The organism is Amphritea sp., from assembly GCF_048266285.1.
Lineage (GTDB): Bacteria > Pseudomonadota > Gammaproteobacteria > Pseudomonadales > Balneatricaceae > Amphritea.
Window position 1 is genome coordinate 227483 of sequence record NZ_JBLWZV010000002.1, and the last position, 12969, is coordinate 240451.

A 12969-nucleotide genomic window follows, 5' to 3' on the forward strand; every position below is an offset into this window, starting at 1 on the left:
ATGAGTATGAAAATATTAGTGGTTGAAGACGATGCCGATCTGCGGGAAGCGCTGGTGGATACCCTTGAATTGGCGGGTTTTGATTACCTCGAAGCCGAATCCGGCGAGCAAGCACTCGAGGTGATCGCCGAGCATTCTGTCGATATGGTGGTTAGTGATGTCAATATGGGGGGCATGGATGGCCATCAACTGTTGGCGAAAATCCAGCAAGCTCAACCCTGTTTGCCGGTGATGCTGATTACGGCCTATGGTCAGGTGAATAAAGCGGTAGATGCGATTCGCAGCGGTGCCGTCGATTACCTGATGAAGCCCTTTGCACCTGAGGCTTTGATTGAGGTGGTGAAGCGTTATACCGGCAGTCACCTTAATGAACAGGATCATCTGCAACCGATTGCTGAAGAAAATAGCAGTAAGCAGCTATTGCAAGTGGCCAGGCGGGTTGCTGAAACTGATTCAACAGTATTGATTACCGGTGAAAGTGGTACCGGTAAAGAGGTGTTAGCGCAGTATATTCATGTGCACTCGCCCCGGGCCGACAAGCCGTTTATTGCCATCAACTGTGCGGCAATTCCCGAAAATATGCTTGAGGCGACTCTGTTTGGTCATGAAAAAGGGGCCTTTACCGGCGCTTATACCAGCAATCCGGGTAAATTCGAGCAGGCTAACGGCGGTACGATTTTGCTCGATGAGATTTCCGAGATGGATTTGGGGCTACAGGCTAAATTGCTACGTGTCTTGCAGGAGCAACAAGTCGAACGTGTCGGTGGACGTAAAATTATTAACCTCGATGTGCGAATTTTAGCCACCACCAACCGCAAGCTCGAAGAGTTTGTCGCCGAACATAAGTTCCGTGAAGACCTCTATTACCGGCTGAATGTCTTTCCTCTGCAGTGGTTGCCGCTGCGGGAGCGTGTTGGTGATATCGTGCCATTGGCGCAGCGCCTGTTGGCAAAATATTCCCGCAAAATGAACCGTACCGCGGTATCGCTGAGTGATGAAGCGCAACGGGTTTTACAAGCGTATCACTGGCCCGGCAATGTTCGGGAACTGGATAATATTGTCCAGCGCTCTTTGATTTTGCAGCAGGGGGCGTTGATCGGTGCCGCGGATCTACATATTCAGCCCGGCAGTATGCAAACCGCCGATATGGCTGGTCGAATCGAGGCAGTTGCTTTAGCCGGTGATGAGCCGAGTCAGTTGGGCAACGATATGAAGCAGCACGAGTTTCAGCTCATTATCGAGACCCTGAGAGAAACCAATGGCAGCCGCAAAGACGCGGCGGAAAAACTGGGGATTAGTCCTCGAACATTGCGTTATAAACTGGCGCGGATGCGTGAGGCAGGGATCGACCTGGATGCAGAATTGAAAAGCTAGGCTCTCAGTGTATCGGCCAGAAAGCCGCTTTTTATACGCCTAAAGTTGTATAAAAAGCGGCTTGTACGACTAATGGCCTGCGTCGGATAGACCAATGTCTAATTCAGGAAGAATTAGTCCCTTAGGTATAACATTAACCACTAGAATAACGATTTTAACGGCACGGCTCGATTCGAGTCTGAGCTGATTGAAAAGTAACTTGAAAAATCTCGCCGCGAATAACAATAATATCGGTGGAGCAGGGATAGGGAGACATGGTGTCTAAGGGTTTAGCCGCCATGATCACAGCATAGAATAAATAACAAGCTAAGGGCATCACACATGAGCGATTCTAAGATATATCCGGTTAGCGAAGAGCTGGCTGCATCTGCGCATATTAACAATGAAAAATATCTAGCGATGTATGAGCAGTCTATTAACGATCCGGATACATTCTGGGGCGAAGAAGGTAAGCGACTGGACTGGTTTAAACCTTACACCAAGGTTAAACATACCTCTTTCGATCCGCATAACGTCGATATCCGCTGGTTTGAAGATGGCACACTGAACGCTTCTTACAACTGTCTCGACCGTCACCTAGAAACCCGTGGTGATCAGGTTGCGATTATCTGGGAAGGCGATGATCCCAGCGATTCTGAAAACATTACCTACCGTGACCTGCATGAGCGCGTGTGTAAATTTGCTAACGCACTGAAAGCGCAAGGTGTTGAGAAGGGTGACGTGGTCACTCTGTATATGCCGATGATTCCAGAAGCGGCCGTGGCCATGTTGGCCTGTACCCGTATCGGTGCGGTGCACTCTATCGTTTTTGGTGGTTTCTCCCCAGAAGCGCTGGCGGCTCGTATTGAAGGGGCTAATTCTAAGGTTGTGGTTACCTCTAACTATTCGTTGCGTGCTGGTAAGTCAGTACCACTGAAATTGAACGTTGATAAAGCACTGGCACATCCTGCGGCTAAAGCCTGCGTCAACAGTGTTATCGTGGTTAAGCGGGTCGAGCAAGATGTTGCTTGGGACGACAATGTTGATGTTTGGTATGAAGATCTGGTGGCCAATGCGTCTGCCGATTGCCCGGCTGAAGAGATGGAAGCCGAAGCACCGATGTTTATCCTTTACACTTCCGGTTCTACCGGTGCGCCAAAAGGTCTGAAACATACCACGGGTGGTTATATGGTGTATGCCGCCATGACCCATGAGTATGCCTTCGATTATAAAGATGGTGATATTTACTGGTGTACCGCTGACGTTGGTTGGGTGACCGGTCACAGTTATATTGTTTATGGTCCGTTGGCGAATGGTGCTACCTCACTGATGTTTGAAGGTGTGCCAAGCTATCCTGATAACAGCCGTTTTGGCCGCGTTATCGAAAAACATAAAGTTAATCAGTTCTACACTGCGCCAACTGCTATCCGTGCGTTGATGCAACAGGGCGAAGATGTGCTGGGTGATTCTGATCTCTCTAGCCTACGCATTCTGGGCTCTGTGGGTGAGCCGATTAACCCTGAAGCCTGGGAATGGTATTACCGTATTATTGGTCAGAGCCGTTGCCCAATCGTTGATACTTGGTGGCAGACTGAAACCGGCGGCATGATGATTATGCCACTACCGGGTGCTACTGCGGCTAAGCCGGGTGCGGCGGCGCGTCCGTTCTTTGGTGTGCAGCCTGCACTGCTGGATGCGGATGGTCATGAGCTGGAAGGCGCCACCGATGGCAACTTGGTCATTAAAGATTCATGGCCGGGTCAGAGCCGTTCTATCTGGGGAGACCATGAGCGCTTTGTCCAAACTTACTTCACTACTTACAAGGGCTATTACACTACCGGTGATGGTGCCCGCCGTGATGAAGATGGTTATTACTGGATTACTGGCCGTGTGGATGATGTTATCAACGTGTCTGGTCACCGTATGGGAACAGCAGAGGTTGAGTCAGCATTGGTTGCTCACCCTGCAGTTGCTGAAGCCGCCGTTGTGGGTTATCCCCATGAACTGAAAGGTCAGGGCATCTATGTGTATGTCACCCTGCAGTCTGGCTTTGAACAATCCGATGAGCTGCTGAAAGAGTTGCGACTGCATGTGCGGAAAGAGATCGGTCCGATTGCATCGCCTGATTTGATTCAATTCGCACCAGGTATGCCGAAGACGCGTTCAGGTAAAATCATGCGCCGTATTCTGCGTAAAATTGCCGAAGATGATTTCGATGCCTTGGGTGATACCTCTACCCTGGCCGATCCATCCGTGGTTGATGATCTGATTGAGCACCGAATGAACCGTAAGTAAATGTGCTAAGGCACTAACTTAGGGCTACAATTTCAAAGCTCCCTCCCGGTTTTTAAGGTCGGGGGGGAGTTTTGCTTTGCAAGTGGTGTTAATATAATCAGGCGTAAGCGGCTGTTTTATCAGACGCTGCACTTTATAAGTAGATATATTTACACGTTTTCACAGATTGGAAGCGAGTAAGGAGGGAGATTAGCTGAATGCAACTGGCGCAGAAGATAATCATTGCGGATGATCATCCGTTATTCCGTGCAGCACTGAAACAGGCGGTAACTCAGGCTGTTCCGGGCGTTGAAATCGTTGAAGCCGATTCTCTGGAAGCGGTTCAGGCAGCGGTCGAAAATCACTCAGATGCTGATTTAGTATTACTTGATCTACACATGCCGGGGACTAACGGTTTTACCGGTTTAGTGTTCCTGCGGGGCAAAAACCCAGGTATTCCTGTGGTGGTTGTGTCGGGCAGTGAAGAGTCCTCGGTGATGAAGCGAGCGCTGGATTACGGTGCCTCCGGTTTTATCCCTAAATCCTCCCCCTTGGATGTGATCGCTGAAGCGATTACCACGGTACTCGAAGGTGAAGAGTGGCTACCTGAAGAAGTCGCCGAGGGCGTCGTGGACGTGACTGAAGAGGATCAGAAGTTTGCCACTAATTTGGCATCACTGACACCGCAACAGTTCCGGGTGTTAACTATGTTGACCGAAGGCTTGCTGAACAAGCAGATCGCTTATGATCTGAATGTCTCGGAGGCGACCATTAAAGCTCATGTGACGGCGATTTTGCGTAAGCTCGGTGTCCATAGTCGTACACAAGCTGTAATTGCAGCACAGAGACTCTGTGTTGATCCTCCAAAGACTGAGTTGGGCTAAACCAACGGCATCATTATCTAGGCTATTTATAGTCTGCATAAAAAAGCGCACTACTAGCATTGTTTAGTAGATGCGCTTTTTTTGGTACTGCTGTTTAGTGTTGTTGCCGCTGTCTAGTCGGCAATAGCGTTGAAATGTTCATGTTGATCTTATTTTGCCGAGGCAATCAGTTTGCTGATAATTGCTCTAAGGGCTGCCGGCTTAATGGGTTTATGTAAAATTTCAGCATGATTGGCGGTGATCTCCTCTTTAACTGCGTCGGTACGGTCGGCGGTAATCACCACTGCTGGAATCGGATGGTCCCACAGCTCTGCGAGGTCCTGTAGTGCCATGACGCCGGTGAGGGTTTCATCGAGGTGATAGTCAGCCAGAATGATATCGGGCACAAAGTCTTGCTCGATAATATTCGCCTTAGCCTGCGCCGCTGAGATAGCCGTAACTACAGAGCAAGACCAACCCTGTAACAGGGCGCCCATCCCTTCGAGAATCTTAGGTTCGTTGTCGATCACCAGTACTTTAATACCTTCGAGGCCTTTACTGCGTATCCAGCCGCGTTTTTCGGGGCGTGCTTTAACCGCTTTGGTTTTATCGCCCAACGGTACGGTAACGCTAAAAACAGTACCTTTGTTAGGCCATGAACGCACATTGATTGGATGGTGAAGCATCCGGGCGATACGTTCGGTGATGGCCAGACCTAAGCCGAGTCCATCCACCTGAGAATGTTTTGGGTTGTTGATGCGGTGAAACTCCTCAAATACCTCTTTGAGCTTATCGGTAGGGATGCCTACGCCGGTATCCCATACCTCGATCCGCAGATGCTTTCCGGTACGGCGGCAGCCGAGCATGATTTTGCCCTGCTGGGTGTAGCGGATCGCATTGGAGAGGAAGTTTTGCAGAACTCGACGCAGCAGTTGTTGATCGGAATGAATGGTCTGGCAGCATTTAACGAAATCAAACTGCAAGTTTTTCTCTTCAGCTAGGGCGGTGAATTCGGCGCTGAGATTGTCGAACATGCCGTTGATAGAGAAGTGGCTGAGGTTTGGCTCTAAAGCGCCCGCATCCAGTTTAGAGATATCGAGAATGGTGGTTATCAGGCTCTCGGCGGCTTTTAGCGAGCCATCGAGGTTGTTAACCAGTTGGTGGGTTTCTTCGGTATGTTTTTGCTGCGCTAGGGCCGAGATAAATAATCGAGCGGCATTTAGCGGCTGCAGTAGGTCGTGGCTGGCGGCGGCAAGAAAGCGGGTTTTGCCTAGGTTGGCAGCGTCGGCATCAAATTTAGCCTGTCGCAGCTCATCCTCAATGAGGGCACGAATGGTGTTCTCTTTTCGCAGTTCTTTGTTAACCACTGATAGCGTATGGGTCCGTTCGCGTACCCGCTGCTCTAAGTTTTCGTTGGTTTCTTGTAGTAGTTGCTCGGCTTTACGACGCTCGGTGATGTCCTGATAAAGGGTGAAATAACCCAGTTGATCACCGCTGTCGTTGATATGAGGAATGTAGGTTACTTCCGCATAACGGGCTTGGCCGTCGGGTGATGGGATTTGAGTTTCAAAGCGCTGACGTTCACCCTGTAATACCTTATCAACATAGGGGTGGCGTATCTCAATCTCTTGTGCAGATAGGGTGCTGGCGCTGTTAACGCCGGCGATGTTGTGGCGATCGAGTTTAAAGGTATTGGCATAGGCTTTGTTGATAAAGCGGAAGTTCCGCTCGGTATCCAAAAAGGCGATCAATACCGGCACATTATCGGTATAGATACGGACATTTTGCTCACTCTCCCGCAATGCCTCCTGCACCCGTTTATGTTCGGTAATATCCATATAGGTGTTAACAAAACCACCATTGGGCATCCGATTGCCCCGGACCTCTAATACCGAACCGTCGGTACGGTGGCGTTCATAGGAGTGAGCCTTACCCTCTTTTAGGGTCGTCAGGCGGGTTGTAACCTGTTGTTCGATATCGCCGGGGCCATATTCACCCTTCGAGGCGTTATAGCGGAAGATCTCCTCGATTGGGCGACCAACACAGATTAGGCCGCTAGGGTATTCGAACATCTCAATATAACGCCGGTTCCAAGCGACCAGACGCATCTGTTGATCCACCACGCTGATGCCCATGGTGATGTTTTCGATGGTCGATTGCAGTAACGAACGGTTAAAGCGCAGCGCTTGCGAGGCTTCATCAACGATGGTGACCACATCGCCAATCTGCATATCTTTGCCGCGCAGGGTCGAGGCCAATACGATGCGGGCAGAGGACGCGCCGATAACCCCGGCTAACAGACGCTCGGTAAATTGGATCAGTTCGGCACTGGCTTTATCGCCGGACAGTGGTGGATCGATGCCCGCCTTTAGAGCAAAGCCAGTAAACGCGTGCTGTGTGCGGCTAATGCCGAGGAAGCGCTCGGTGAGTATCTGTAAGTCACCTACGGTGGCGTGGCTGAACACCCGGGAGGGTTCAGATAGGTCTTTGCTGTAAACATCTACAAAGGCGCTGGCCTGAATCCGATCGACCAGTCGTTGTGGGCTATAGCGGGATATCACCACATAGAGCAAGGTGTTGATCGAGAGGCTCCAGAACGTGCCGTGGGTGAGGGGATCCATACCGGTGATGCCGAATAGTTGTGTGGGTCGTAAGAAGTCATAACCAAATAAGCCGTTTTCGATAAACGAGTTGGGCATCAAGCCGGCGCTGGCCATGGTGGGGAACACCAAGGTGTAAAGCCAGATTAGGAAGCCTGCGCAAAGGCCGATGAGAATGCCGTGGCGCGAGCCGGTTTTCCAATAGACGCCGCCGAGTAGTCCCGGTAAGAATTGCGCCGAGGCGGCAAAGGCCAGCAGGCCAAATGATGCCAGGGTGCCTTGATCACCCAGGATTCGATAATAAAAGTAAGCCATGATCATCAGGCAGATAATGGTGATTCGCCTGACACGAAGTAGCATCGCGCCGAGATCTTTATTTTTAGATAGTTTGAGCCAAGAAACTCTCAACAGCAGAGGCATAACAATGTCGTTACAAACCATAGTGGAGAGTGAAATAGAGGCGACGATAACCATACTGGTTGACGCGGATAGACCACCAATAAAGGCGAAGGTGGCTAAATCTTCAAAGCCTTCGTGCAGGGGCAGCATCAGCAAGAAGGTATCAGCATTGATATCGGAGCCTGCGAATAGGGTCATCCCTGCGGTTGCGATGGGCAGCACAAACAGTGATAGCAACAGCATATAGAGGGGGAAGAGCCAACGGGCGGTTTTTAGATTTTCAATGCGGGTATTTTCGACGATGGTGACATGAAACTGTCGTGGTAGGCAGAGAATAGCGGCACAGGCGAGCAGTATCTCGGTGAGGAAGCTATTGCCGAGAAAGCTGCCGTTGAGTGGGCTATTGAAATTAGTATTGTTGTTGAGTTGATGGCGAATATTGTCGATCAGATCAGGCACACCATCAAAAATCTCAAAGGTAACCAGCAGGCCGACGGCAATAAAGGCGGTGAGTTTGACGATGGACTCGAACGCCACCGCTAGCACCATGCCTTCGTGATGTTCGGTGGCATCGATATGCCGGGTGCCGAATAAAATAGTAAAGACGGCCATGACTAAGGCGACAAACAGAGCGGTGTCGTTACCCTTGCTGAGGGCTTCAGTCGCGCCGGGAGCAATCGCGTCATAGCTAATCGCCACGGCTTTGAGCTGCATGGCAATATAGGGAATGGTGCCAAAGACGGCGATGATGGTGACTAATACCGCCAGTGCCTGACTCTTGCCATAGCGGGAGGAGATAAAATCGGCAATTGAGGTAGTGTTTTGCTGCTTACTCACCAAGATGATTTTTTCAATAACCCGCCAAGCAAAAATAAACACAATGGCGGGGCCGAGATAGGTGGCCAAAAATTGCCAGCCGCTGACCGATGCCCGACCTACTGCTCCGTAGAAGGTCCAAGAGGAGCAATAGATAGCCAAAGACAGTGAATAAATAACGGGGTTGCTGGCGTATGAGCGTCCTTGGGCGCTGCGGTCACCAAAGTAGGCAATAGCAAAGAGCAGCCCCACATAGGCCAGTGAAATAAGAATAATGGAGCCGCCAGAAAGCATAGTCAGGTCTGCCTGTTGTTACGGTGCTGGAGTGCTTAGTGTAACCGAACTCGGGGTGAGAACCCTATCGCTCTTATACCTTTGTCTAGTCTGTTGAGTTGTAACGGTTTTTTTGAAATGGCTTGAAGGCGCGCAGGGTATGGCCTGCGGCCTGTTTAGGGTGTTTTGGTGATGTTTGATCAGACCAAAGTAGGGGATTTTTTTGCCAGAACACTTTGTTAAATTCTAACAGTCCACAACTTTTACTTAACCTTCAATAACAAAAATAAGGATGGTGCAAATGTCTACTTCTGCACAAGACAATGCTTCGGCTTATTGGGCCGAAAACCTACGCATTATCATGACTTACCTTTCGGTCTGGTTTGTAGTGTCTTTCGTCGCTGGAATCCTGTTCGTTGATCAATTGAACGCTATCCCGTTCTTCGGTTTCCCTCTGGGTTTCTGGATCGCGCAGCAGGGTGCAATCTTCGTCTATGTCGCATTGATTTGGATGTACGTTGCGAGCATGAACAAGCTTGATGAAAAATACGATGTTCATGAATAAGAACAATAACGGCTGAGCTGAGGATTACGAATATGAGTCTTGATCTACTTACTTACATCTTTATAGGGGGCTCCTTTGCTCTCTATATTGGTATTGCAATCTGGGCCCGTGCCGGGTCTACAAAAGAATTCTATGTCGCTGGCGGTGGTGTACACCCCATTGCGAACGGCATGGCGACAGCCGCTGACTGGATGTCAGCAGCTTCCTTTATCTCGCTTGCGGGATTGGTATCGTTTATCGGTCGTGATGGAGCGGCTTACCTGATGGGCTGGACCGGCGGCTATGTGCTGTTGGCGATGCTGCTGGCACCTTACCTGCGTAAATTTGGTAAGTTTACCGTGCCTGATTTCGTGGGTGATCGTTATTACTCTACAACGGCGCGTGTGATTGCCATTGTTTGTACTATCGTTATCTCCTTTACTTATGTTGCTGGTCAGATGCGTGGTGTGGGTATTGTATTCTCCCGTTACCTGCATGTTGATATCAACACGGGCGTTATCATCGGTATGGCGATCGTATTCTTCTACGCTGTATTGGGTGGTATGAAGGGTATTACCTATACTCAGGTAGCTCAGTACTGCGTACTGATTCTGGCGTTCATGGTGCCAGCGATCTTTATGTCTATGCAGGTTACCGGTCACTTCCTGCCACAAATTGGTCTGGGTGCGACACTGGATTCAGGTTTGTCTGTTTTGGCAACGCTGGATAAATTGTCTGTTGACCTTGGCTTTGCGGAATATACCTCCGGTCAGAAATCCACTATCGACATTTTCTGTCTGACAGCGGCGCTGATGGCGGGTACTGCGGGTCTACCACACGTAATCGTACGTTTCTTCACGGTACCGCGTGTTAAAGATGCGCGTACCTCTGCGGGTTGGGCGTTGATCTTCATCGCGATTCTGTACACTACTATCCCTGGTGTTGCTGGTTTCGGTCGTGTAAACCTGATTGAAACAATTAACGGTACTGATGCCGCTAATGTGGGTACTGAATACGAGCAAATGCCTAAGTGGTTTAAGAACTGGGAAAATGCGGGTCTGTTAGGCTGGCACGATTATAACGGTGACGGCAAAGTACAATACTCTGCAGGTTCAGCGTTTGACGGTGGTAAGCCAGCATTTGATGGTGAGGCTCGTGGTATTCATGGTGAGCGTGCGGTAACAAACGCTAAGGTTAATCCAACACCGGCGCCAGGCGCTCCATTTGTCACCGAAGTGTATGTTGACCGTGACATCATGGTATTGGCTAACCCTGAGATTGCTCAGTTGCCTAACTGGGTTATTGCGCTGGTAGCAGCCGGTGCGGTTGCTGCGGCCCTATCAACAGCGGCAGGTTTGTTGTTGGTAATCTCTACTGCGATTGCGCATGACTTGATGAAAACCTGTATCAACCCAGGTATCTCTGAGAAACAGGAGCTGATGTACGCTCGTCTTGCGGCGATTGTGGCGATCTGTATTGCAGGTTACTTCGGTATTAACCCGCCAGGATTTGTGGCACAGGTGGTGGCGCTGGCCTTTGGTTTGGCATCCTCCTCAGTGTTCCCTGTTATCGTGATGGGTATCTTCAACAGCCGTATGAACAAAGAAGGCGCAATCGCAGGTATGGTTGTGGGTCTGGGTTCTACTATGGCTTATATGGTCTACTTCACCTTCATGGGCGGCTCGAAAGATGACCTGTTCTTGGGTATCTCCACCGGTGGCTTCGGCTTCGTGGGTATGATCCTGAACTTCATCGTCGCTTATGTTGTTTGCATGATGACTCCGCCACCACCTGCTGAAATTCAGGAAATGGTTGAGAACATTCGTGTACCACGTGGTGCTGGTGTTGCTCACGCGCACTAAGATCTGAATAGATCTGATTCAATGTAAGGCGCGTCAGCGAAGGTTGGCGCGCCTTTTTTTATCGAGTCTGATTGAGTGTTATTAAAGTTTCAGCCTAAAGGGTTCTTTGACCCTTTAATCAGATGCTTTAAGCCGCCGCGGATTGAGGAGAGTATTGATGCCATCATCTTTCAAAATAGAGAATATGCCGTTTAGCTTGCTGTCTGCAAAGGAGCAGGAGCTACTGCGTTCGAGCTTGGATATTGGTTACTACCAGTCAGGTGAGACCATTCTTGCGGCGGGCAGTGTGCCTGAAGGTGTGTACGTCATCTTAAAGGGTCGGGTCGCTGAGAGTGACGAAGTAGAAGAGCAGGGGGCGCAAGAGCACCTCTATGTTCACTATACCAACGAAGACTACTTTGGCGGTTGGTCGGCACTTAAGGGTAAGGCGATTCATAACTTTATTGCGGTCGACGAAACGATCTGCCATATATTGCCGACCCGTGTGCTGCTCGATCTGTGCGCCAGTAATAGTCGCTTTGCCGATTACTTTCAGCAAAGCCTTTCCGCTAAGACTGAGATCCAAGCCCAAGAGGGCGGCGATCAGGATATGGCCGAGTTTATGCTGGCTCAGGTCAAAGACGGCCTGATTCGTGAGCCGCTGATCGTGCTTGAAGGAACGACGATTACTGAAGCGACGCTGCTGATGCGAGAGAAGCGTGCCGATTGTGTCTTGGTTAAACGTGGTAATCGTTACGGTATGGTGACGGGGACCGATCTGTTAGATGCGGTGGTGGTGAATAAGTTAGCGCTGGATGCCAGTGTTGCCGGTATCGCCAGTTATCGACTGATTACCACAACCTCGGATGACTATCTGTTTAATGCGCTGATTATTATGACTCAGCAGCGCATAGAGCGAATCGTGGTGATGGATGGTGATCGTTTAACCGGCGTGATCGAACTGACCGATGTATTGAGTTATTTTTCCAGTCATTCCCATGTGATCGGTTTGCGAATCGAGCGAGCGCAGACGGTTGAAGATCTCTATGAGGCGGCGCATGGATTAAATGACCTGATTAAAGCGATGGTGTCGCAGGGCGTTAAGGCGCGCTTTGCGATGGAGTTGATTGCCGCCATGAATGAACGGGTGATTGCTAAACTCTTCGGGTTGGTTGTGCCGCCGGATATGCAGCCCCATGTGTGCTTGGTGGTGATGGGCAGTGAGGGGCGTGGCGAGCAGGTCATGAAAACCGATCAGGATAATGCATTGATCTATCGTGATGGTTTGATCTGGCCTGAGATGCAAGCGACTATGGAGCGCTTTACCGAGATACTGATCTCGTTCGGCTTTCCTAAATGCCCAGGTAATATCATGGTCTCTAACCCAGAGTGGGTTAAGTCGATTGGCCAGTGGACTCAAGCTATGAGTGATTGGTCTTACCAGTGTGAAGGCGAGGCGCAGATGCGATTAGCGATTGCCGTTGATGCTCATCCGGTCGCGGGTAATGCGGCGCTTTTTAAAGCGTCAAGAAACTGGTTTTTGCGTCATCTGCAGAACAATGATGTTTTCTTTTCCCATTTTGCCCGGGCGGCTATTGAGTTCAATACTCCGCTGACCTTTTTTGGTAACTTAAAAGATAAAGGTGAGCTGGATGTGAAGAAGGCCGGTATTTTTCCGATTGTGCACGGTATACGTACTATGGCGTTGCAGTTCAAAATATTGGAAACCAACACCTTCAAGCGTATCGAAGCGCTGGTTGAGATGGGGGAGATGAAGCCTGAACATGGTCGTGAATTGGGTGAGGCGTTGGCATTGTTTATCCAGACACGCCTAAAGCAACAGGTTAAGCGTATTGACGAGTCGAGTGATGGTGTAGACCAAACGCCTAATATCCTTGAACTGTCATCATTGGATAAAATGGAGAAAGATTTGCTTCGGGATGGGATGCATATCGTTAAAGGATTTAAAAAACATCTTGTGCTTAGGTATCACCTGGGAGGCTAAC

7 protein-coding genes are annotated in these 12969 nt (G+C 49.8%); 6 read left to right on the forward strand and 1 reads right to left on the reverse strand.

What is annotated here, in order from left to right; genetic code table 11:
• The 3 genes from ACN0T0_RS04580 to ACN0T0_RS04590 all read left to right on the forward strand — a co-directional run bounded on the left by ACN0T0_RS04580 (position 1) and on the right by ACN0T0_RS04590 (position 4511).
• Complete coding sequence (locus ACN0T0_RS04580; protein WP_417223763.1) at positions 1–1374, forward strand: sigma-54-dependent transcriptional regulator; 1374 nt, start codon at positions 1–3, stop codon at positions 1372–1374.
• 321 nt (positions 1375–1695) lie between these two features.
• Positions 1696–3648 (forward strand): acetate--CoA ligase, encoded by a 1953-nt coding sequence (gene acs, locus ACN0T0_RS04585; RefSeq protein WP_417223765.1) that lies wholly within the window; start codon positions 1696–1698, stop codon positions 3646–3648.
• A gap of 197 nt (positions 3649–3845) precedes the next feature.
• Positions 3846–4511, forward strand: coding sequence for a response regulator transcription factor (locus tag ACN0T0_RS04590; protein ID WP_215951266.1), 666 nt, complete (start codon positions 3846–3848; stop codon positions 4509–4511).
• Between the two features lie 149 nt (positions 4512–4660).
• On the opposite strand, the gene ACN0T0_RS04595 is transcribed toward ACN0T0_RS04590, so the two are convergent.
• A complete protein-coding gene (locus ACN0T0_RS04595) occupies positions 4661–8599 on the reverse strand; it encodes a NahK/ErcS family hybrid sensor histidine kinase/response regulator (RefSeq protein WP_417223768.1) in 3939 nt (1312 codons plus the stop codon).
• Between the two features lie 280 nt (positions 8600–8879).
• On the opposite strand from ACN0T0_RS04595, the gene ACN0T0_RS04600 reads away from it, so the two are divergent.
• The 3 genes from ACN0T0_RS04600 to ACN0T0_RS04610 all read left to right on the forward strand — a co-directional run bounded on the left by ACN0T0_RS04600 (position 8880) and on the right by ACN0T0_RS04610 (position 12968).
• Entirely contained in the window at positions 8880–9143 is a 264-nt protein-coding gene (locus ACN0T0_RS04600; protein WP_417223770.1) for a DUF4212 domain-containing protein, read from the forward strand.
• Positions 9144–9175: 32 nt separating this feature from the next.
• Positions 9176–10984: a sodium:solute symporter family protein gene (locus ACN0T0_RS04605; RefSeq protein WP_417223771.1), complete on the forward strand. Its 1809-nt coding sequence runs from the start codon at positions 9176–9178 to the stop codon at positions 10982–10984.
• Positions 10985–11141: 157 nt separating this feature from the next.
• A complete protein-coding gene (locus ACN0T0_RS04610) occupies positions 11142–12968 on the forward strand; it encodes a DUF294 nucleotidyltransferase-like domain-containing protein (RefSeq protein ID WP_417223773.1) in 1827 nt (608 codons plus the stop codon).
• Position 12969 lies beyond the last annotated feature (1 nt).

Excerpts from the sequence above, each read along its gene's own strand:
- ACN0T0_RS04590 (WP_215951266.1), top strand. The coding sequence starts at position 3,846 with ATGCAACTGGCGCAGAAGATAATCATTGCGGATGATCATCCGTTATTC.
- ACN0T0_RS04610 (WP_417223773.1), top strand. The coding sequence starts at position 11,142 with ATGCCATCATCTTTCAAAATAGAGAATATGCCGTTTAGCTTGCTGTCT.
- ACN0T0_RS04595 (WP_417223768.1), bottom strand. The coding sequence starts at position 8,599 with ATGCTTTCTGGCGGCTCCATTATTCTTATTTCACTGGCCTATGTGGGG.
- ACN0T0_RS04580 (WP_417223763.1), top strand. The coding sequence starts at position 1 with ATGAGTATGAAAATATTAGTGGTTGAAGACGATGCCGATCTGCGGGAA.
- ACN0T0_RS04605 (WP_417223771.1), top strand. The coding sequence starts at position 9,176 with ATGAGTCTTGATCTACTTACTTACATCTTTATAGGGGGCTCCTTTGCT.
- acs (WP_417223765.1), top strand. The coding sequence starts at position 1,696 with ATGAGCGATTCTAAGATATATCCGGTTAGCGAAGAGCTGGCTGCATCT.
- ACN0T0_RS04600 (WP_417223770.1), top strand. The coding sequence starts at position 8,880 with ATGTCTACTTCTGCACAAGACAATGCTTCGGCTTATTGGGCCGAAAAC.